The organism is Glutamicibacter sp. 0426 (assembly GCF_001906485.1).
In the GTDB taxonomy this organism is placed as follows: Bacteria; Actinomycetota; Actinomycetes; order Actinomycetales; family Micrococcaceae; genus Glutamicibacter; species Glutamicibacter nicotianae.
This window is the reverse complement of sequence record NZ_MPBI01000007.1, coordinates 68,628-88,906: the sequence shown is the minus strand read 5'-3', so window position 1 is coordinate 88,906 and position 20,279 is coordinate 68,628. Positions and strand designations below refer to the sequence as shown.

Below are 20,279 nucleotides of genomic sequence, written 5' to 3'. Positions count from 1 at the left end.
CATCCCCCGGTAGGAGTTGCCGGCGCCTTGTTCACAACTACAGCAGGAGCAGTCAACGGCAAATGAAGCTGGAATTGTATACGCAGCCATTTTGCGCGCCATGCGTCCGCACCCGGCAAACCGTGGCCCGAGTGCAGGAATTGCTGCCCGCGTTGGAGGTCGAAGAGATCAACGTCGTGGAGCAGGTGGCCCGTGGCGAGGAATTGGGAATCACCAGCACCCCGGTCATCCGGCTATTGCAGGACGGCACAGAGAAATTCCGTGCCAGTGAGACGCCGACTATCAATCAGCTGTTGACCGCTATCGCCGGAGCCAGCGACTAGTCTCACGCCGGCTGCGAGGCCAAGGTGCACGATTCTTGCCCCTTCATGGGGAAGAATAGATCAAGTGATTACTGTGCCCGGCGTCCACCATGAATGCTTCGAACGTGTTTTAGCTGACTCTTCCAACCGCATCGAGTGGCTGCGGGCACGAGCGCAGGGCATCACGGCAACGGACGTGGCCAAGCTGTCAACCGAGAAGTCCATCAAGAACGCCGCATGGGACAAGCTGTACGGCAATGGCTTCTCCGGCAATCCCTACACCGACCATGGACGCAAGCGCGAACCGGTCATTGCCGCCTGGGTCCAAGAGAATTTCAATATCTTCCCTTCCACCCAGCTCTTCCACTCGCAGCAATCGAAACTGCATCTGGCAACTCCCGATGGCCTTGGCTTTGACGCTTCGGGGGTTCCGGTATTGGCTGAAATCAAGACCACCAATAAGCCGTTCAAGAAAATCCCGAAGAACTATCTGCGCCAGATCCTGTGGCAGCAGCACGTGATCGGTGCCGAACGCACGCTGTTCGTCTGGGAAGAACACGACAATTTCGTGCCGGTGCGCGCGGTTCCCGAATACCTCTGGGTGGAACGGGACGATGATTTGATCAGCGATCTGATTGGCAAGGCCGAGTCGCTGATCGACGCATTGCGCGAGGCGACGGCCCGCCAGGAGCGCTACAACGACTACGGGCCTGCGGCGTTGCGGCTTTGATTTCACCGGGAAACGGAAATAGCCACTGAAACCAGTTCGAAGGACTGGAATCAGTGGCTATCTCTATGCCATCAGACTGGGTTGCTCGGGATCATCCGGGGATCTGGCAGGCAGTCAGGGTAGTTTTCCACCAGCTCGGCCAGCAGCTTCTCGCGCAGCATGTTGCGCAGGTTCCACAGGTCCCCGGCGTTGCGCGCAGATAAATAAATGGTCACTGTCTGCAAGCCATTTTGGGCATCCGTCACGAGTAGCTCATTATCCCGGCCGTCCCACCAGTCGGAGGACTCAAGCAGTTCGGTGCTGCGCTGGCGCAAGTAGGCAATGGGCGCATTGAGCTTCAGTTGCAGTGCGACATTTCCGGAAATCTCGGTGCTGCGCCGCGACCAGTTCTCGAACGGCGTGGTGGTGAAGTAGGTCGATGGCAGGATCATCCGGCGCCCATCGATCAGGTGCACGACGACGTAGGAGAGGGTGATTTCCTCGACGGTGCCGCGCTCCCCTTCGACCACCACCGTGTCATCCACGCGGATGGAGTCGGTGAAGGCGACCTGCAAGCCGGCGAAGACGTTGGCCAAGGTTGATTGCACGGCCAAGCCGACGACCACCGATGCCAGACCGGCCGAAGCCAACAGGCCGGCGCCCAGCGCCCTGACCTGTTCGATTGTCAGCAGCACCGCGGCGACGGCAAGGATGCACAGCACCGCGATCAGCACGCGGCGCATCAGGCCGACCTGCGTCTGGACCTTGGCAAGCCTGCGTCCTGGGCCGAATCTCGACTCGAAGCGTGCCATCATGCCGGCTTCAATCACGCGCACCAGCTTGATGATGAACCAGGTGAGGAAGAAGACCAAGACGATCAGGATGGCGAACTGCCAGGGGTTGTACCAGGGACGATCGCTATAGAAGACCGCGAAAGCCGACTTCGCGATGATCGATGTGACCATGCCGAAGAACGGGAATCTGGTGGCTTTCACATCGGCTTCATCCACGCCGATCCGGCGCAGCACGCGGCGTGCCACGCCGCTGAAAACGAATGCCAAGATTGCGGCTACGAGCGCACCGATCAGCAGCACAACCCAGAATTGCAACGATTCGGGGAGGAAGCTTGATGCTGTAATGACTTCCTCGACGGTTTCGTCTAGAGGTTCAACGGGGGTAGGAGACATGCTTTAAGCATGTCATATGGCGCTAAATAAATGCTGTGCGGAACCTTCGTCCCACCATATGGTTCGGGAGGTTTCCAGCACCATTGCAGAACCGTCTCAGTGTGGTTCCAATTCCTTTTTGCCCTTGTGCTTCACGTGCTCCAGGACTTTAGTAGATTCACTGGCAGTATGCTCTGCCAGCAGGCGCAAACCAAGAAAGACGGTGATCCCTATGCGCCACGGAAAAATCGGAATCGCGCTGGGCGCGGTGGCGGCGGCCTTGCTCGTGGTGACGCCGGCTTCCGCGGCGGCTCCGGCGCCGGCCGCGCAGGCATCCACTTCCTGTCCAACGGTCTATTGGGGTTCTTTGGCCAAAACCGGTTCCTTGTCCACGCATTCCACGGTTCAGGATCTGCGTACCGGACGCCATTTGTGCTTTGACCGGCTGGTCATTGATCTGGCAGGACCGGCTGCCAGCTACTCGGCAAGGTATGTCAGCGAACTGACTGGAATCGGTTCCGGACTGCCGGTGGCCACCACGGGTGGGGCCAACTTGGAAATCCTGGTGCAGGCACCAACAGCTCCGGGGTTCAATCCCGGAGCGAAGGTGAAGAATCTGGGCTATACGACGTTCCGCCAGTTGGTCTGGCTGGGCAGCTTTGAAGGCCAGACCAAGGTGGGGATCTCCACCAGGGCCCGGCTTCCGATGCGCGTGTTCACCCTGGCTGGACCTGGCGACGGTTCACGCTTGGTCATCGATGTTGCGCACCATTGGTAAGGAAGGTCCGCTTGCATGATGCGTTCGCAACTTTTTGCGTGACCTAACACGTAACACCGGGTCAACCTGCTGGTTAATGTGCCACCATGCTAAGTATGTCGCGCACATTCTCTTATCAGCAGGTTGACGTCTTTGCACCCACTGCTTTCAACGGCAATGGCCTGGGAGTCGTGTTCAATGCTGACAGCCTGAGCGATGACCAGATGCAGCACTTTGCGCAGTGGATGAATCTTGCTGAAACCGTATTCTTCGTCGAACCGAGCGACGAGGAAGCCGACTATGCCATCCGCATTTTCACCCCGAGCACCGAGCTTCCCTTTGCCGGCCATCCGACCCTTGGCGCTGCCCATGCCTGGTTGGAATCCGGTGGGGAAGCCGGCCCGTCCGGCCATCTGATCCAGCAGTGCGGCGCCGGCTTGATCCCGGTGCGCGTGGAGCGCGAGAGCAGCGACCGGCACTCGCGGCGATTGGCTTTCCTCGCTCCCCCGCTCACCCGCTCCGGTCCTTTGGAGCCGGATGTCCTGCAATGGGCGATTGCCGGTCTGGGCATTCGCGAGGAAGACGTGGTGGACCACCAGTGGCTGGTCAACGGTCCGCATCCTGCCGGCCTGGTGCTGCGTGACGCCGATATCGTGCTGGGTATCGAACCGGACTACGTGGCGCTCCAGGGGTTGGAAGTCGGCGTCATCGGCCCCTACACGGCCTCCAGCGTCTCGCAGAGCGTGTGGCAACCGCGCGGATCGGTCATCCCGCGGGTTTCCGGGACGCGTGAAGAACTGCGTCCCTTGGACTTTTCTGATTTCGAGCGTTCCGAGGAGCGTTTCCGCAATGTAGTGCTCCAGCCTCCCGCCGACTATGAGGTCCGTGCCTTCATCCCCGGCGAGGCCGTTCCTGAAGACCCAGCCACTGGTTCGCTGAACGCGGCGTTCGGCACCTGGCTGACGCAATCCGGGTATGCGCCGCAACGCTATACGGTACGCCAGGGTACCCGCCTGGGCCGTGAAGCGATCTTGCATATCGAAGCGACCGAACGTGGTGTTTGGGTCAGCGGTGATGTCGCCACCCGCATCTCCGGTGATGTGAGCTTCGACTGATTAACCTTCATAGGTTCGCTATCGGTTCCGCATCCGGCGAATAGGGAATAGCCTTGAGCGGTGCCTGATACTGCGAATCCCGAATCACACTTCGACAGAAAAGCCGCGTGGCGAGCCCTCTGGGCATTGGTCATCGGCTTCTTCATGATCCTGCTGGACACCACCATCGTGTCCACCGCGATGCCTGCCATCATGAAGTCGCTGGATGCCGACATCTCCAGCATCCTGTGGGTCAACAGCGCCTACCTGCTCACCTTCGCCGTGCCGCTGCTGGTCACCGGAAGGCTCGGCGACCGCTTTGGCCCGCGCAACATCTACCTCATCGGCATGGTGGTCTTCTCGCTGGCCTCGCTGTGGTGCGGCCTGTCCGATTCCCTCGGTTCCCTGGTGGCAGCACGCGCCGTCCAGGGCCTGGGCGCTTCGATGATTTCCCCGCAGGCCATGACGCTCATTACCCGGCTCTTCCCGTACCAGCACCGCGGCGCGGCCATGGGATTGTGGGGTGCGGTGGCGGGCATCGCCTCGCTGATCGGACCGATTGCCGGCGGCTTGCTGGTGGACTCTGTTGGTTGGGAGTGGATCTTCTTCATCAACCTGCCCATCTCGGTTCTCAGCCTGGCCATGGTCTTCAAGTTCGTTCCCGCGCTTGAAGCCCATGCGCATTCCTTCGACTGGTTCGGAGTCTTCCTCTCGGCGCTGGCCATGTTCTGCTTGGTCTTCGGCATCCAGGAAGGCGACGCCACCAATTGGGAACCATTTATTGGCCCGCTGAATTCGTGGCATCTGATCATCATCGGCATTGTGCTGATGGGTGCCTTCGTCTGGTGGCAGTCGAAGACCAAATCCGAGCCGCTGGTTCCACTGCGCTTGTTCACGGTGCGCAATTTCTCGCTGGCCAATGTGGCGATCACGTTCATGGGCCTGACGATCGCGACCATCGCCTTGCCTATGGTGTTCTTCCTGCAGAACGTGCGTGGTCTGAGTCCGACCGAGTCCGCATTGATGATTTCCCCGATGGCCCTGGTGGCGATCTTCATCGCTCCGCAGCTGGGCAAGAAGGTCAATCAGCTCAGTCCGCGGATCCTGGCTGTGCCCGGGTTCTTCCTGTTTGGCGGTGCCACGGTGGCCTATGCCTTCCTGATGCACGCCGATATCCCGCTGTGGGCCCTGCTGATCCCTTCGGCGGTCCAAGGCGTCGGTTCAGCCATGATATGGCCGTCCCTGTCGCTGGCGGCCACCAAGGACCTGACCGCGCGTGATGCCGGTGCCGGTTCGGGAATCTACAACACCACCCGGCAAATCGGTTCGGTCCTTGGGTCGGCGCTGATCGCGGTGATGATGGATGCCCGTGTTTCGGCGCAGATCGCGCAGGCGGACTCCAAGGATCCTGCGGTGATCATGGAAGCCATGTCTGTCGGCTTGGGGCAGGCGTTGATGCTGCCAGGCTTCATCGCCGTGGCCGCCGTGCTGGTTGTTGCGTTCCTCAGCGACGGCCAGAAGGCCCGGCGCTAGGCAACGCGTCAAAGGCAAACGCCTGATCCATGACGTGAACGTCGGTGGATCAGGCGCTTGCCTTATGGCCCTTAGACCTTGTCTTCAGGATCTTCTTCGTTGTCGCCGTGCTTGAACTCGTCGACCTTCTCGCCGATTTTCTCCTGGGCATCAGCTGCGAAGCTCTTGATGTTCTCGCTGGCGTCTCCGGCGAATTCCTTCGCGTTTTCGACTGCCTCGCCCAGCTTCTTCTTTGCATCATCTAAGAAACCCATTGGTTCTCCTCTTAGCTTGTGGTTCAAATATGGCCGCTGAAAACCGCAGTCTTCAAGATCAACTTAAGGCCAGCTGAGCGCTTTGCTCAAGCGTTTATTTCGCTTTCTTGATCTTCTTGGCTGCCTTGCGGCCAAAGATCAGGGCCACCGCAATACCTGCCAGCCAGACATCCTTGGCCAGGGCGGTGCCGTCTGCGGTGGGGCGGATGCCATCGGATTCCGTCATGCCCGGGGTGCGCAGGTAGGAAGCCAGCAGCACGCCGGAGAAGGCACCCAGGCCCAAGCCGGCAAGACGCGATGGAATCAGCGGAAGCAGCAGGGCGCTGCCCAGCGAGATCTCGCTGATGGAGACAGCCTTGCCGAAAACTGCTGGTTCCAGCTCGGCCAGCTGCGGCACGCCGTTGGCTGCCATCTGCTGCAGGCCGGCCGCGCTCGCTTCATCGATGCGCAACTTGTTGATGCCGCTGTTGAGAATGAACGCGCCACTGACCAAACGTAGCGCGGCGTTTGCAATCGAGATTCCCATGGGCCCTCACTTCTCTTTCTTTTCTTCCAGAAATGGCGATCTTCTATAGAACGCCCTGATGTTCAGCGTAGTCATGGGCGCAGTAGTTCACAATCATTTGGGCGGCGCGCAAAGCTGAACCCAAGAATCTCCCAGCTTGAATCATGCTAAATTCGTGAATCATGATCGCTTCTTCCGCAGTTCCCCCAGCAGCCTTAGATCTGCTCATTACGCAGGGCTTCGATGCCACCAGCGTCGACGAGCTGGCAGCTGCCGCCGGTATTTCCCGTTCCACCTTCTTCCGCCGTTTCGGTTCGAAAGAGAACATGGTCTTTGCCGACCAGGAAATGATCATTGCGCACGTCGAGACCACGCTGGCAGCCTCGTCGGTTGATGCGATCACTACGCTCATCGATGCAGCGCATGTAGTTTTCGACCAGTACACGGTCAATCCCGAAGGAGCAGCGCTGCGCCACAAGCTGCTCTCCTCGGTGCCATCGTTGCGCGAGCGCGAGCTGGTTTCCACCCACCGATACGAACGCGCATTCTATGGATTCTTGAAGCGCCGCGACTTGGCGAAGACCGCATCGGAGAAGTCGCTGTGCCTAGGCGTCAGCGCCGGTCTGGTGGCCATCCATAATGACCATCTGCGCAGCTGGCTGAAGGATGCGCACAGCACTGACCGCACCAAGCTGGCCAACGACGTACGCCAGTTCCTCAACCGCTTCGCAGATCTGCTCGACCCGGACCAGAAGGCAACCCCTGCCAAGCCCGCGGCCCCCAGCGTGGTGGTCTCGGTGCTGGACGCCGCCGCCGAGGAGAAGGATATTCTCCAAGCGGTCTCCCGCGCACTTAAAGAGCACGGAAAGTAATCTGTCCCCCACACCTTGAAACCTAGTTTCTTGACATGGCACTGCGTTCCACTAGTCTAGTGAGTGAAACTTTTTCACCCTAGCTATTAGGAGCACCCGAAATGTCCCAGCTGGAGACCGAATTCGAATTTCCCGCAGGCGTTGTTGAACCCGAATACGACCTGTGGTCGGAGGACGTCAACACCGACCCGACCGGAGTCTTTGCCGAAGTCGGCGAAGCGGACAATGCTTGGCGCGCCAAGGCCCGCAAGTTCATCCTCGAAGAGGTCAAGCACGACATCCACGAGTACTGGGACAAGGCCGACTACCCGCTGCACCTGATCAAGAAGCTTGGCGACGCAGATCTCCTGCGCGATGGCCTGAATCCCGAGGGCTACGCGGAAATGAGTCCGCTGGCTGCCGGTCTGGTCAACATGGAAATGGCCCGTGGCGATGGCTCCGTCTCCACCATTGTCGGCGTCCAGGGCGGCCTGGCCCTTCGCTCGGTGCTGTACTGCGGCAACGAAGAGCAGATCCAGAAGTACGCCATCCCCATGCTGCGCGGCGAGCTCCCAGGCTCCTTCGCGTTGACCGAGCCCACCCACGGTTCCGACTCGGTGTCGCTGGAAACCCGAGCAACCAAGGTCGAGGGCGGCTATCGCCTGAGCGGCGAGAAGAAATGGATCGGCAACGGCTCGATCGGCGGCGTGAGCATCGTCTGGGCTCGTGATGACGAGGGCAAGGTCCGCGGCTTCATCGTCCACCAGGATGCCGAGGGCTACAAGGCCACCACCATCGAGAACAAGCTGTCCCTTCGCGCCATCTGGCAGGCGCATATCCGCATGGACAACGTCTTCGTTCCGGATGAGGATGTGATGCCGGAAGCCAAGAGCTTCAAGGACACCTCCCGTGTCCTCTTCGCCACCCGCCTGGGCGTCGCCTGGTCTGCCGTAGGCCACGCGACCGCATGCTACGAGTCGGCAGTGAACTATGCCAAGCAGCGCGTGCAGTTCGGCCGCCCGCTGGCTGCCAGCCAGATCGTCCAGGAACGGCTGGCGCGCATGCAGTCCGAGCTGGCCACCATCCAGGTTCTGGTGATGCAGGCGGCCAAGCGCGAAACCTCCGGTGAGCTGACCGGGCCGCAGGCTTCGCTGGCCAAGTACACCGCCACCCGCACCGCACGCTCCATCGCGGCGAATGCCCGCGACCTGCTCGGCGGCAACGGCATCCTGACCAGCAACCGCGTGGCCCGCCACTTCGCCGATGTGGAAGCGATCCACACCTATGAAGGCACCGAAACCGTGCAGGCTTTGATCATGGGCCGCGACATCACCGGCTTCTCCGCCTTCGCTTAGTACCAGGACGCAGGAAAGCACGCCGGGACCTGGCTCAATCTGAGCCGCGGTCCGGGCGTGCTTTTTCTATTGCGCGCCCAAGCGCTTCTTCGTCTTTGCGGTGGCCACGTGATCCCACGGATTCTCCGGCCAGGGATGATTCGGGTAGCGCCCGCGCATTTCAGCACGCACCTGGGCATAGGGTCCATTGAAGAAACTCACCAAGTCATCGGTCACCGCCAGCGGCCTGCCACCTGGCGACAGCAGATGGAATTGCACCGGCAGCTTGCCATTGACCAGGCGGGGCGAGTCCTCCAGCCCGAAGCATTCCTGCAGTTTCACCGCGACAACCGCAGGACCAGATTCACCGACCTCGGGGTAGGCCACGGAAATTCTCGATCCCGAAGGAACCTGGAGCCGCTCGGGCACCAGGGAATCGAAATCATGGGCATGCTCCCAGGGCAGCAATGTCCGCAATGCCGAATACAGGTCGACCTTGGCCGCATTCGTGCCGGAAGCAATCTTCCGCAGTACCGGCTGCAGCCAATGATCTGCAGCGTCAACCAGGCTCTGGTCGTCAACCCGGACAAAAGGTTCCCCGAGCAAACGGCGGGCCACTGCCATGCGCCGACGCAAGGCATCGAATTTCTCGTGGGTACCGAAGAAGCGCATGCCCTGCGTGGCAAGGGCGCTGGCCACAGCCTGCATCCCCAGTTCCTCGGTGGCCTTGATCGGATGGGCTGCAAGCTCGATCTCGCCGAAGCTTTCGATCCGGCGGGCGGTGATCCTGCCGTCGGACATTTCTGCCACCTCACGCATCTGGTGCATCTGCGGCAGCAGGTCTATGGCCGTCTCCAAGTCAATGCCGATAGCCCGCCGGATCATGGCCTTGGATCCGGTGCGGGACACCTCGGCGACCGCGAGAAATTCTTCATGCATCAGCGCGCTGCCCCGAGGCAGCGTGGCCCGGGTTCCCGAGGCCAGGAGGTACTCGTCCGGCCCGGTCTTGCGAGCAATCCATTGCGGGTACGCCAACGCGCACACCCCTGCCAATGCCGTGGCTGCCGATCCAGCCTGCCTTCCGGTGCTCGGCCCCGCAGCTCCCACGAGCTTTTCCAGGCGCTGCGCTTCATGCTTCCAGGCGCGGTGCGCCGGATGCGAATTCCGGGCCACCGCGACCAGCAGCTCGTTCAGGTCCGCGCTAGCGATGCGCTCGGAGCTGGCCAGCAAGGCAACAGCATCCGCAGCAGCCCGGGCACCGAAGATCCGGCTTCCCTCCAGCAGCGCGCGGGCGGCACGCGGGTCCGCTGGAATCTTCATCATCTGCTCGCCCAGCGAGGTGATCTGGCCTGCCTCATCCACCGCGTCCAGGTTGTGCAGGACCTGTTCGTCGCTGGCCATGGCGCCAGTCGGCGGAGCCTCCCACATGGCAAGCCCCTCGCCACGCGGGGTCCCCCACGCCGCCAGCGACAAGCCCGCGGCCACCAGATCTCCGGTTCGGATTTCCGGCGTGGAGTGCGCTGGTGCGGCGGCGAAGGATTTCGGATCCAGGGTGCGCACCACCTTGCCCGGCCCAAGGCGCCCTGCACGGCCCGCCCGCTGGGTGGCTGCGGAACGGCTGGCCACCACGGTCATCAACCCGGAGAAGCCGCGCGAGCTGTCTCGGCGCGGCTCGCGGGCGTAGCCGGCATCGATGACCAGGTGCACCCGCGGCACCGTGACCGATGATTCGGCAATGGAGGTGGAGACGATGATCCGCGGGTCGCTGCCGGGTTCCGGTTCGCCCAGGATCCGGTCCTGTTCCTTGGAAGAAATCTGCGAGTGCAAGGCAAAGACCGGCACGCCTGCGGCCGCGATCTGCGAGCAGACGCGTTCGACTTCCCGAACGCCGGGCACGAAGACCAGCGTGTCCACCGGGGTGTCGCTGGCCGCATTAGCCTCCGCCGCATGGCGTACCGCGACGGACGCTACATGGCGCAAGTAGTCGTCGTTCAGCCCGCGTTCGGTATTCCTGATCCCCGCGAAACTGTCGAAGGCTTCTTCCACCTCGAACTGGGCGGTCTGCGCGCTGAGCACCGGTGCTGCCGTATCGCGCACCATCAGCTCCGAAAGCTCGCTGGCATGCAAGGTAGCACTCATCACGATCAGCGAGAAGTCATCGCGCAATTCACTGACCTGGTTGACCATGGCCAGCAGCAAATCGGTATCAATCGACCGCTCATGGACCTCATCAATGATCACCGCACTGACACCGTCAAGATCCGGATCCGCCAGCAGCCGGCGCAGCATGAGGCCGGCTGTCACGAATTCCACGCGGGTCTGCGCCGACGCTTTGCGTTCCCCTCGCACGGCGAAGCCGACGCGCTGCCCTACCGCCGATCCATCCAGCTGGGCGAGGCGGCGGGCTGCCGCGCGGGCGGCGACACGGCGCGGCTGGGTCACGATGACCTTGCCGCCCAACCCGGCCTGATGCAGCGCGTTGGCTACCGTGGGCGGAACGATGGTCGTCTTGCCGGATCCCGGCGGAGCCCGGATCACCAGCGGCTGCGCGGGATTGGCCGCCACGGATGCGAAGAGCTCTTCCCTGCTGGGCCCGAAGGCCAGACCGGAAGAGATCCGGTTCAGGTCGAAGGGGGCAAAACTCATGCCTGGCGACCTGACCAGAAGGACTTGATGGCGCTCACTACCGGTTCAATCGGGTACAGGGTGCTGCCGTGGGTCCGGCCTGGCAAGGCCACCATGCGCGCATTGGGCAAGGTGCGGACCATGATCTTGTTCTGGTCGAAGCGCGGCTGGTCCCTGGTGCCGATCAGCAGCAAGGTCGGGATCCGGATCTTCGCCAGCTCGGACACCTCGATGTTCTGCAAGGTCTCGGCAGCTTCGTAGTAGGCGGCCAGCGCCAGCGGATCATTGGATTTGAAGGCCAGTCGGGTGGCTGGATCCAGACGCCCATTCTTTTCCTGCCCGGTGACGAAACCTTCGATATCGCCGGTGCGCAGGACATCGAGATATCCGGGGAAGAAGAGCTTCCCGATTTCGCCGGGGGTGATTTCATAGGTGCCGCCGAGCATGATCAGCGAAATCACCTGCTCCGGGTGGTGCATGGCCATGTGCAATCCGGTGCGTGCGCCGAAGGAGTAGCCGACGATATGGATGCGTTCGATGCCCAGATGATCCATCACGGCGTGGATGTCGCTGACCACCTTGTCCATGGTGTAATCGGCTACGTCGTGGGATTTGGCTGATTTCCCATGTCCGCGCAGGTCCATGCGGATGGTGCGGTGGTTCTCGCCGAGCGCCTTGGTGTAGCCGAGCCCTCTCCAGATGGAGCGGGACAGGGCGGAGCCGTGGAGGAACAGAATCGGTTCCCCGGCGGCCCCGTCATCGTCAAAGAAGATTTCGGAACCGTCTGCGGGATTATTGATCATCGGCATGCCTCCGATTAAATCCTGTAGCGGCGGTGAAGTCGAAATCAGAGTTCCGTCCCGCCCTCGACAACCGCGCCGAATAGGTGAACACTGAAGACACAGGGTCAAGCCACCCGCTGGGGGTGGCCCACGGAAGTTGGGAGGAAGAGCATGCCTGAACAATCAGCTGCTGGGCAGCCCGATGGCGTTGAAGAGGAAAAGCTGCGACTTGCCGAAGAGGAAAAGAAGCACCATGACGAGCACGATGAAGCGCTCGTCGAAGAGTGGGAAGACGAATCATTCCCCGCTTCGGATCCGCCCTCGAATTACTAGCAACAACTTTTCCTGAGAGACCGCACACGTAGTGTTCAGCTTTTTACAAGAATCAGCTCCTAGTGTGGTTAATACCTTCTCAAGGTGCGAGTGATCTAGATGAACCGATCCGCACAGGCGTTACCTCCTTGGCCTGGCGGGTCGGTTCATCATTTAACGCGATCCGCTAATCCTTTACGCACACAGCGGATTCACCTGGGCTCTATTTGTTTAGTTCAGGCTCTGGCCTATTGTGGAAATTGACTTCACATCGATTTCCGCACGCCAGCGCTTGGCCTGGCAGAAAGGTGCCTCGTGGAATACGAACGCCTCCCGTCCATCCCTGAACTGCACCGCCCCTACACCGCTGCCGCAGACCGCTACGAGCACTTCGGCTACCGCCGCGTAGGCGACTCCGGCCTGCGCCTGCCGCCGCTATCCCTGGGTCTGTGGTGGAACTTCGGGGATAACCGCCCCTTCGACACGCAGCGCGAGATCCTGCGCCATGCCTTCGACCACGGCATCAACCACTTCGACCTGGCCAACAACTACGGCCCTCCGGCAGGCTCAGCCGAAGAGAACTTCGGCCGCATGATGCTCAAGGACTTCAAGCCCTACCGCAACGAGCTGGTCATCTCTTCCAAGGCCGGCTACGACATGTGGCCAGGCCCGCACGGCACCTTCGGCTCCCGCAAGTACCTGCTGGCCTCCTGCGAGGCCTCGCTGAAGAAGATGAATCTGGACTACGTGGACATCTTCTATTCGCACCGTTTCGATCCGAAGACTCCCCTGCACGAAACCATCGGCGCCCTGGATACCCTGGTCCGCCAAGGCAAGGCCACCTATGTGGGCATCTCCTCGTACTCGGCAGAACGCACTGCTGAAGCCGCCGCCATCGCCAAGGACCTGGGGACCCCGCTGGTGATCCACCAGCCGTCGTACAACATCCTGAACCCTTGGGTGGAGCACGGCCTGCTGCAGACCTTGGAAAAGGAACGCATGGGCACCATCGCCTTCACCCCGCTGGCCCAAGGCCTGCTCACCGACAAGTACCTGGAAACCACCGATGTGGTGCGCCAGGGCGGACGCCGTTCGCTCGAAGCCCAGCTGACCGATGAGAACCTCGCCAAGGTCCGCAACCTGAACGAGGTCGCCAAGAAGCGCGGGCAGTCGCTGGCACAGATGGCCTTGGCTTGGCTGCTGCGCGAAGGTGCGGCAACCTCGGTGCTGATTGGCGCTTCGTCCACCAAACAGCTGGACGAGAACCTTGGTGCGCTGGAGAACCTCGACTTCTCCGAGGCTGAATTGGCCCAGATTGCCACGATTGCCCAGGGCGATGCAGGAATCGATTGGTGGCGAACTTCCGCTATCAGCTAGCGATCCACTGATCACAGCGTAATTATCTGTGCTCTCAAGCCGTGGTTTCCAAGACATGACTTGGAAACCACGGCTTTTTCGCTCGCTTCTGTCTGCATCTTTTTCGCAATCGAAATTCCTGCTGTTCCTTAGTGGCTGAAACTTGTTTCTGCGGATAAGCTCGGAGTAGACGCAATATGAAGTGAATTACATTCATTTATTGTGTGGAGTCCGCTAACGTTAGATCCACGCGGCTTACGCTGGCCACTTTTGTGCAAACGACAGGAGCATTGATGAGCGCCCCAACCTACAAGGTCTTGAACCCGGCTACCGGTGAAGTTGTCGAGGAGTTCGACGCAGCAACCGACGAGCAAGTCGAGCAGGCATTGGCTGCAGCGCAGACCGCCTACGAATCATGGCAGGACGTCGACATCAACGAACGCGCCAAGATTGTCTCCAAGGTCGGAGCGCTCTTCGCCGAGCGCGCTGCCGAGCTCGGCAAGATCATGACCACCGAGATGGGCAAGCCGCTGTCCGAGGCCGTGGGCGAGGCAGAATTCTGCCAGGAGATCTTCGAGTACTTCGCCACCGAGGGCCCTGCATTGGCTGCGGACCAGGAGATCAAGTCCTTCTCCGGCGGCAAGGCCATCGTGCAGAAGCGCCCGGTGGGCCCATTGCTGGGCATCATGCCGTGGAACTTCCCGCTGTACCAGGTGGCCCGCTTCGCGGCGCCTAACCTGATGCTGGGCAACACCATCATCTTGAAGCATGCAGAGTCCTGCCCGCGCTCGGCTCTGGCCATCCAGGAAATCATGGATGAGGCCGGCGTGCCTGCAGGCGTCTACAACAACCTGTTCGCCACCCACGATCAGATCTCGACCATCATCGCTGATCCCCGCATCCAGGGCGTTTCGCTGACCGGTTCGGAACGCGCTGGCGCCATCATCGGCGAGCAGGCCGGCCGGAACCTGAAGAAGGCCGTGCTGGAGCTGGGCGGCTCGGATCCCTTCGTGGTTTTGGACTCCGATGACGTGCCAGGCATTGTCGATACCGCATGGGGTTACCGCATCGACAACACCGGACAGGCCTGCAACTCGAACAAACGCATGATCGTCATGGAAGACATCTATGACGAGTTCGTTGCCGAACTGGTCAAGCGTGCCGAAGGCCTGCAGCCTGGCGACCCGATGGCTGAAGCCGAGGGCACCTTCGCTCCGCTGTCTTCGCGCAAGGCCGCCGAGGATCTTCACGCACAGGTGCAGGATGCAGTCTCCAAGGGTGCTACGCTACACGCCGGCGGCGTGCTGCACGATGGCCCGTCGGCCTACTACTCCCCTGCGGTACTCACCGGAATCACCAAGGAGATGCGCGCCTACTACGAGGAGCTGTTCGGCCCGGTAGCCGTGGTCTACAAGGTATCCACCGATGAGGAAGCTACCGAGCTGGCTAACGACACCATCTACGGCCTGGGCGGTTCGGTGCACTCCACCGACGTCGAGCGCGCCTCCAAGGTGGCGCAGAAGCTGCAGTCCGGCATGACCAACGTGAATGTGGCCAGCGCGGAGGGTGCAGAAATGCCATTCGGCGGCGTGAAGCGTTCGGGCTTCGGCCGCGAACTTGGCCCGCTGGGCATGGATGAGTTCGTGAACAAGCGCCTGTTCTACGTAGGCGAGTAGTCCGCAAAGTGCAGTGAGGGGCTGTTTCCTGGTTATTTCAGGAAACAGCCCCTCAGCGTTGGCAAGTTCTAGACGCTGACTTTTTCGTGCAGTTCTTCATTCCGTTCGTCGTCCACAGTCCTCTTCCCCTCTGGAACGGCAACGCCAGCAGGAAAGTCTTTGGCTGCCTTCTTGAACCAATTCGCTAAGCGGCTCCAGGTAACATCACGGATGAAGATGGCATCTACGCCAACCATTGCCAAGGAGAACCACGGAAGACCCATCAAGATGGCAATACCGATATGGAACGACACCATCGCGAAAAGCACCGGTATTCGTGTCCACCGGAATAGCAGTGCCCCTGGGAAGCTGACTTGCAGAACGATTGATCCAATACTCGCGATGGCCACAGACCATCCCATCGTGGTGCCAATAAGCGTATTAATCTGGCCGATAGTGACCATTTTTCACGAGCCGGGATTGCTGGCGTCTTGGCTGCTGCCAATGACATGGATATCGAGTATGGTTCGGATTGCATGTCAGAAGCTGTTCAGGCGGCGAGCGAGTTGAAGCCTGACGTTGTCATCTTGGAATCGTCGCTCAACGGGACAGACCTGCTCTGCTCGATCAGAGAAATATCCGAAAAACCCCAACTACCAAGATCGTTGTACTGGCTACCCGATACCGTCGCGACGAGATCACACAGGCGTACGATGCTGGCAGCTTTGCTTTGCTGTCGAAAAGCTCCATCAGCACTGAATTGCCCAGCGCGTTGCGGATGCTCATCGCCGGGTACCAACTTTTCGCCCAACCCGAAGATGGCCGGGAGCCGACAACAAGTATTGCCCGCCGGTCAAATCAGCAAACTGCCGTACGCAAGCTCAGCGAACGCGATCGCGGCTTTACGCGCTTGGTCGCGGCGGGGATGACGAACTCGCAGATCGCGCGTATCGCGCACATCTCCGAGGGATCGGTTAAGCTCCACTTGGCACGCATCATGGAGGAACTTGATGTGGCCAACAGGGTGCAGCTTGCGGTCATTGCCACGGAATGCGGACTAGTTTCTTCAGCAGATCTGCAGATCGCCTAGCGAAAGGGCACGGCCGTTAGTACACCGTGCGTAGTTGGCTAGCGGGGATCCACATTTCTTCGCCGTCACGGTCGATCCGCCGCCACGCGCCCTGACGGGCCACGATGACAACTGCAGTATCTGCAGGCAGAATTCGCGCCAACGAATAGTGGTCGCCAGGACCGCGACGCGCGTTCAAGCCAATGGTGGTCAGTGCACGCTGGTTGGGAACGGCAATCAATCCGCCTTTGGCTGGACGCGATGGAATCTCCTGCAAGTACATGCTTGGAACCCAGCCGAGCAATTTGCCGCACTGCACTTGGGACCATAGCCCCTGCTGGAGCATCGACCGGACCTTGGAACCCTGGTCAATGACCTTGAGTACCGGATAACCGGTGCCGCTTCCCTTGCGCAGATTCAACGTAGCTGTCGTCACATGGGTGGCTTCGATCAATGAATAACGTGAAAGAACCGGCTCGGCCAATTCGTCATCGTCTTCTGCAACTGCCGGCTCGTCGAATACCGCTGGAATCGGTTCAAGATAGATATTCGGCAACCAACCATACGTATGGTGCACGAGAACGTGCGCCCACGAGCCCTTGACCTCGATCAGCACCAGCTCGGTGCCTTGCTCCAAATGGCTTTGCACTACATAGTGGCGGCCGGCGCCCTTGCGCAGCTTGAGCGAGGCAGTCGTCCGGTGGGTATTGGCAACGGACGACGTCCGCGCCGACTGATGTGGAAAGCCCACCTGGTTCACGACCACCTCAACTGAAAAACTTAGGGAAGCAACCACCGGTTGCTTCCCTAAGTTTATTCCATATTTAGAAGATGCGTGCTTCGCAGCCTCTTAGGATGCGGAAGAGCGCGAGCCGAGTTCTGCGTCCAGTCGCAGCAGGCCGCTTCCGTCGTTGCCGATCATCTTGACGCGGTCCAGGATTTCACTAACGGTGGCTTCCTCTTCCACCTGCTCGTCGATGAACCAGTGCAGCAACGGCATGGAGTCGATGTCTCCCTCGGTCTGTGCCAAGCGGTACAGCTCGCGGATTGCTTCGGAGACCTTCTGCTCGTGCGCCAACGAGGCAGCGAACGCGTCGGCAACGCTGTTCACGTTCACGGTCGGTGCAGGCTGCTCGCCAATCTTCGGGTGGGCCGAGCGGTCGGTCATGTGGGTCATGAACTTTTCCGCGTGCACGATTTCCTCGCCAGCCTGGGCGCGGAACCAGCCAGCAATGCCTGGGAGGCTCAAAACGTCCATTTCAACTGCCAGCTGACGGTAAACCGTGGCTGCGGTTAGTTCGAGAGTTACCTGGGTGCTGAAGGCTTCTGCCAGTTTTCCTGTAAGTTCCATGCCACCAGAATAACCCTGCACAAGCGCCTTGTCACCGAAGTTTGGACTCACTTAGTCCAACCTGAATTAGGGAATCATCCCAAGTTGGGATCAAGTTAACCTAGCCGATACTAACCTAGGTTAGGTCAACCGAACCGCTCGCAATCTACTTGCCCAACCCTGCCCGACGCAGTGCCTCAGCCATCGCGGTGTTGCCCGGTGCAGCAGGTTTTCCCTGGGCGGACCGGGCATTGCGATTCTGCCCATTCCGATTCTGGCTTGGTCGTGCCGAACCGCCAGCCCCCGGCCCCTTCCGCTCGCGCGGCCCGGAATTCTTGCCCACTTCTCCGGCAACGGGCAGTTCATCGTCCAGGCGCAGGGTCAGCGAGATGCGCTTGCGCACAACGTCTACGTCCAGCACCTTGACCTTGACAATCTGGCCGGAGCTGACCACCTCGCGAGGATCCGAAATGAACTTGTTGCTCATGGCCGACACGTGAATCAGGCCGTCCTGATGGACACCGAGATCCACGAATGCACCGAAAGCCGCAACATTGGAGACTGTGCCTTCCATGATCATCCCCGGCTTCACATCCTTGATGGTCTCCACGCCTTCCTTCAGCGTAGCCGTCACGAACTCACCGCGCGGGTCACGGGCAGGCCGCCGCAGCTCGGCGATCACGTCGCGAATGGTTGGCTCGCCAAACTGCTCAGTGGCGAAGTCCTGCGGGTTCAGCTCCTCAAGCCGGCGGCCCTGGGCCTCGGCGCTGGCCTGCAGGGTCTTGGCCAACGCGTAGGCTTCAGGATGCACCGAGGACGCGTCGAGCTTCTCCTTGCCTCCGGTGATGCGCAGGAATCCCGCGCACTGCTCGAAAGCCTTGGCTCCCAGACGCGGTACCTTCAGCAAATCCTTGCGGGTGGCGAACGGTCCGTTGGCGTTGCGGTGATCCACGATGTTGCGGCTGAGCAGCGGTCCCACGCCGGCCACACGGGCCAGCAGCGACGGAGATGCGGTATTCACATCGACGCCCACGGCATTCACGCAGTCCTCGACCACCGCATCCAGCGCGCGGTCCAGCTTCGAGGCAGTGACATCATGCTGGTATTGCCCCACGCCGATGGACTTCGGATCGATCTTCACCAGCTCGGCCAGCGGGTCCTGCAAGCGGCGGGCAATCGATACCGCGCCACGCAGCGACACATCCATATCCGGCAGTTCCTGGCTGGCCAGTTCCGAGGCCGAGTACACCGAAGCGCCAGCTTCCGAAACGATGACCTTGCTGATGCCCTCGCCGCCCAGCGCCTTGATGACTTCAGCCGCCAGTCGGTCCGTTTCACGCCCGGCCGTGCCATTGCCCACCGCAATCAGCGTCGTGCCGTGCTTCTTTGCCAGATTAGCCAGCACTGCGATGGATTCATTCCACTTATTGGCTGGTGCGTGCGGATAGATCGTCGCGGTTTCCACCGACTTGCCGGTCAGGTCCACCACGGCAACCTTCACACCGGTGCGCAGGCCTGGGTCCAAGCCCAGCACGGCCTTGTTGCCAGCCGGCGCAGCCAGCAAGACGTCGCGCAGGTTCGCCGCGAAGATCTTCACCGATTCATCTTCGGCGGCTTCGAACAATCGCGAACGCAGGTCGGATTCGAAACGGGTCAGCAGGCGGGCCTTCCACGCCAACCGCACGGTCTGCGCAATCCATTTGGCGGCAGGTGCATCGCTGGGAACGTTCAGCCCCAGGGACGCGGCAATGGCGTTCTCATAATTGCCGCGGGCGTCGGCCAAAGCCTGTTCATCCCGTGGGTCAGCTTCGGCAAGCTGCAGATTCAGCACCCCTTCACGTTCGCCGCGCAACAGGGCAAGGACCCGGTGCGAGGGCAAGCGATCAAGATCTGCCACGTAGTCCAGGTAATCGGAGTACTTTCCCTGTCCTTCTGCGGTCGCGCCGGCAGCGACGCTGGCACCGATTTTTCCGGTCTTCCACAGGCGTTCGCGCAATTCCCCAGCGAGAACAACGTCTTGGGATACCCGCTCGGTCACGATGGAACGCGCGCCAGACAGCACATCGGCATCGGTGGCAAAACCTGCCTCCGGGTTCAGGTAGCCGGCAGCTGCCTGCACCGGATCCGTCGATGGATCAGAGAGCAGCAGATCAGCCAGGGGTTCCAATCCGGCTTCGCGGGCAATCTGGGCTTTGGTGCGGCGCTTTGACTTGAATGGCAGGTAAAGGTCTTCGAGCTCCGCCTTGGTGCTGGCCGCACGAATGGCCTGGGCCAGCTGGTCTGTCAGCTTTCCGGCTTCGGCAATGGCTTCAAGGACAGCCGCTCGGCGGTCCTCCAGCTCGCGCAGGTACCGCAGACGTTCTTCGAGCAAACGCAACTGGCTATCGCTGAGCATGCCTGTGACTTCCTTGCGGTAGCGGGCAATAAAGGGAACCGTTGATCCGGAGTCCAAGAGCTCGATCGCTGCCTTGATCTGCCATGGTGCCACAGCGGATTCGCTGGAAAGTTCCCTGGCCAGTTGGGCAATGATGTGCTGCCCGGTCGCGCTGTCTTTTGCGGTGTTCTTCTGCTCGCTAGTCACCGATCCATTGTGCATCATGCGGTCCGATCTTCTGATGATCGACTCGGTTGGCATTCAGCAGAAA

Annotated in this window: 20 protein-coding genes; 11 read left to right on the top strand and 9 right to left on the bottom strand. The window is 60.7% G+C overall.

Features of this window, described 5'->3' with window-relative positions; translation table 11 throughout:
- Positions 1 to 62 precede the first annotated feature (62 nt).
- Together BKX98_RS15505 and BKX98_RS15500 are read left to right on the top strand one after the other, a co-directional pair.
- Positions 63 to 323, top strand: a complete 261-nt coding sequence (locus BKX98_RS15505) for a thioredoxin family protein (protein ID WP_052254101.1) — start codon at positions 63 to 65, stop codon at positions 321 to 323.
- Positions 324 to 387: 64 nt separating this feature from the next.
- Positions 388 to 1,032 carry a YqaJ viral recombinase family protein gene (locus BKX98_RS15500; RefSeq protein ID WP_233125401.1) on the top strand — a complete coding sequence of 215 codons (645 nt, stop codon included), beginning with the start codon at positions 388 to 390 and terminating at the stop codon, positions 1,030 to 1,032.
- Positions 1,033 to 1,103: 71 nt separating this feature from the next.
- Here BKX98_RS15500 and BKX98_RS15495 read toward each other — a convergent pair whose 3' ends face one another.
- The gene (locus BKX98_RS15495) at positions 1,104 to 2,198 is read right to left on the bottom strand and encodes a mechanosensitive ion channel family protein (RefSeq protein WP_052254100.1); all 1,095 of its coding nucleotides are present in this window, start codon (positions 2,196 to 2,198) and stop codon (positions 1,104 to 1,106) included.
- Positions 2,199 to 2,409: 211 nt separating this feature from the next.
- Here BKX98_RS15495 and BKX98_RS15490 point away from each other — a divergent pair, with 211 nt between their 5' ends.
- From BKX98_RS15490 to BKX98_RS15480, 3 genes are all read left to right on the top strand, one after another.
- Entirely contained in the window at positions 2,410 to 2,955 is a 546-nt protein-coding gene (locus BKX98_RS15490; RefSeq protein ID WP_038993738.1) for a hypothetical protein, read from the top strand.
- Positions 2,956 to 3,050: 95 nt separating this feature from the next.
- The gene (locus tag BKX98_RS15485; RefSeq protein ID WP_233125400.1) at positions 3,051 to 4,049 is read left to right on the top strand and encodes a PhzF family phenazine biosynthesis protein; all 999 of its coding nucleotides are present in this window, start codon (positions 3,051 to 3,053) and stop codon (positions 4,047 to 4,049) included.
- Between the two features lie 60 nt (positions 4,050 to 4,109).
- Positions 4,110 to 5,561: a DHA2 family efflux MFS transporter permease subunit gene (locus BKX98_RS15480; protein WP_073707926.1), complete on the top strand. Its 1,452-nt coding sequence runs from the start codon at positions 4,110 to 4,112 to the stop codon at positions 5,559 to 5,561.
- Between the two features lie 71 nt (positions 5,562 to 5,632).
- Here the strand turns inward: BKX98_RS15480 and BKX98_RS15475 are convergent, their stop codons facing one another.
- Entirely contained in the window at positions 5,633 to 5,815 is a 183-nt protein-coding gene (locus BKX98_RS15475) for a hypothetical protein (protein ID WP_066141310.1), read from the bottom strand.
- A gap of 94 nt (positions 5,816 to 5,909) precedes the next feature.
- Positions 5,910 to 6,341: a DoxX family membrane protein gene (locus BKX98_RS15470; protein ID WP_100339263.1), complete on the bottom strand. Its 432-nt coding sequence runs from the start codon at positions 6,339 to 6,341 to the stop codon at positions 5,910 to 5,912.
- A gap of 161 nt (positions 6,342 to 6,502) precedes the next feature.
- Here BKX98_RS15470 and BKX98_RS15465 point away from each other — a divergent pair, with 161 nt between their 5' ends.
- Together BKX98_RS15465 and BKX98_RS15460 are read left to right on the top strand one after the other, a co-directional pair.
- Positions 6,503 to 7,192 carry a TetR/AcrR family transcriptional regulator gene (locus tag BKX98_RS15465; protein ID WP_073707925.1) on the top strand — a complete coding sequence of 230 codons (690 nt, stop codon included), beginning with the start codon at positions 6,503 to 6,505 and terminating at the stop codon, positions 7,190 to 7,192.
- 101 nt (positions 7,193 to 7,293) lie between these two features.
- Complete coding sequence (locus tag BKX98_RS15460) at positions 7,294 to 8,526, top strand: acyl-CoA dehydrogenase family protein (protein ID WP_038993732.1); 1,233 nt, start codon at positions 7,294 to 7,296, stop codon at positions 8,524 to 8,526.
- A 66-nt stretch (positions 8,527 to 8,592) separates the two neighbouring features.
- Here BKX98_RS15460 and hrpB read toward each other — a convergent pair whose 3' ends face one another.
- Positions 8,593 to 11,151 carry an ATP-dependent helicase HrpB gene (gene hrpB / locus BKX98_RS15455; RefSeq protein WP_073707924.1) on the bottom strand — a complete coding sequence of 853 codons (2,559 nt, stop codon included), beginning with the start codon at positions 11,149 to 11,151 and terminating at the stop codon, positions 8,593 to 8,595.
- Entirely contained in the window at positions 11,148 to 11,933 is a 786-nt protein-coding gene (locus BKX98_RS15450) for an alpha/beta fold hydrolase (protein WP_083586986.1), read from the bottom strand. The genes hrpB and BKX98_RS15450 overlap by 4 nt, the downstream gene beginning before the upstream one ends.
- A 150-nt stretch (positions 11,934 to 12,083) precedes the next feature.
- Between BKX98_RS15450 and BKX98_RS17155 the strand changes: the two genes are divergently transcribed.
- The 3 genes from BKX98_RS17155 to BKX98_RS15440 all read left to right on the top strand — a co-directional run bounded on the left by BKX98_RS17155 (position 12,084) and on the right by BKX98_RS15440 (position 15,256).
- Positions 12,084 to 12,245: a hypothetical protein gene (locus tag BKX98_RS17155; RefSeq protein ID WP_162989337.1), complete on the top strand. Its 162-nt coding sequence runs from the start codon at positions 12,084 to 12,086 to the stop codon at positions 12,243 to 12,245.
- Between the two features lie 294 nt (positions 12,246 to 12,539).
- Entirely contained in the window at positions 12,540 to 13,601 is a 1,062-nt protein-coding gene (gene mgrA / locus BKX98_RS15445) for an L-glyceraldehyde 3-phosphate reductase (protein ID WP_073707922.1), read from the top strand.
- Between the two features lie 272 nt (positions 13,602 to 13,873).
- Positions 13,874 to 15,256, top strand: a complete 1,383-nt coding sequence (locus BKX98_RS15440; RefSeq protein ID WP_073707921.1) for an NAD-dependent succinate-semialdehyde dehydrogenase — start codon at positions 13,874 to 13,876, stop codon at positions 15,254 to 15,256.
- A 68-nt stretch (positions 15,257 to 15,324) separates the two neighbouring features.
- On the opposite strand, the gene BKX98_RS15435 is transcribed toward BKX98_RS15440, so the two are convergent.
- Positions 15,325 to 15,699, bottom strand: coding sequence for an HTTM domain-containing protein (locus BKX98_RS15435; RefSeq protein ID WP_073707920.1), 375 nt, complete (start codon positions 15,697 to 15,699; stop codon positions 15,325 to 15,327).
- 266 nt (positions 15,700 to 15,965) lie between these two features.
- On the opposite strand from BKX98_RS15435, the gene BKX98_RS15430 reads away from it, so the two are divergent.
- Positions 15,966 to 16,325 carry a response regulator transcription factor gene (locus tag BKX98_RS15430; protein WP_073707919.1) on the top strand — a complete coding sequence of 120 codons (360 nt, stop codon included), beginning with the start codon at positions 15,966 to 15,968 and terminating at the stop codon, positions 16,323 to 16,325.
- 16 nt (positions 16,326 to 16,341) lie between these two features.
- Here the strand turns inward: BKX98_RS15430 and BKX98_RS15425 are convergent, their stop codons facing one another.
- The 3 genes from BKX98_RS15425 to BKX98_RS15415 form a co-directional block, all read right to left on the bottom strand.
- The gene (locus BKX98_RS15425; protein WP_143181157.1) at positions 16,342 to 17,055 is read right to left on the bottom strand and encodes an SH3 domain-containing protein; all 714 of its coding nucleotides are present in this window, start codon (positions 17,053 to 17,055) and stop codon (positions 16,342 to 16,344) included.
- A gap of 99 nt (positions 17,056 to 17,154) precedes the next feature.
- On the bottom strand, positions 17,155 to 17,655 hold the full coding sequence (locus BKX98_RS15420) for a ferritin (RefSeq protein ID WP_038991642.1): 501 nt from the start codon (positions 17,653 to 17,655) through the stop codon (positions 17,155 to 17,157).
- 145 nt (positions 17,656 to 17,800) lie between these two features.
- A complete protein-coding gene (locus BKX98_RS15415) occupies positions 17,801 to 20,233 on the bottom strand; it encodes a Tex family protein (RefSeq protein WP_073707945.1) in 2,433 nt (810 codons plus the stop codon).
- Positions 20,234 to 20,279: the final 46 nt, after the last annotated feature.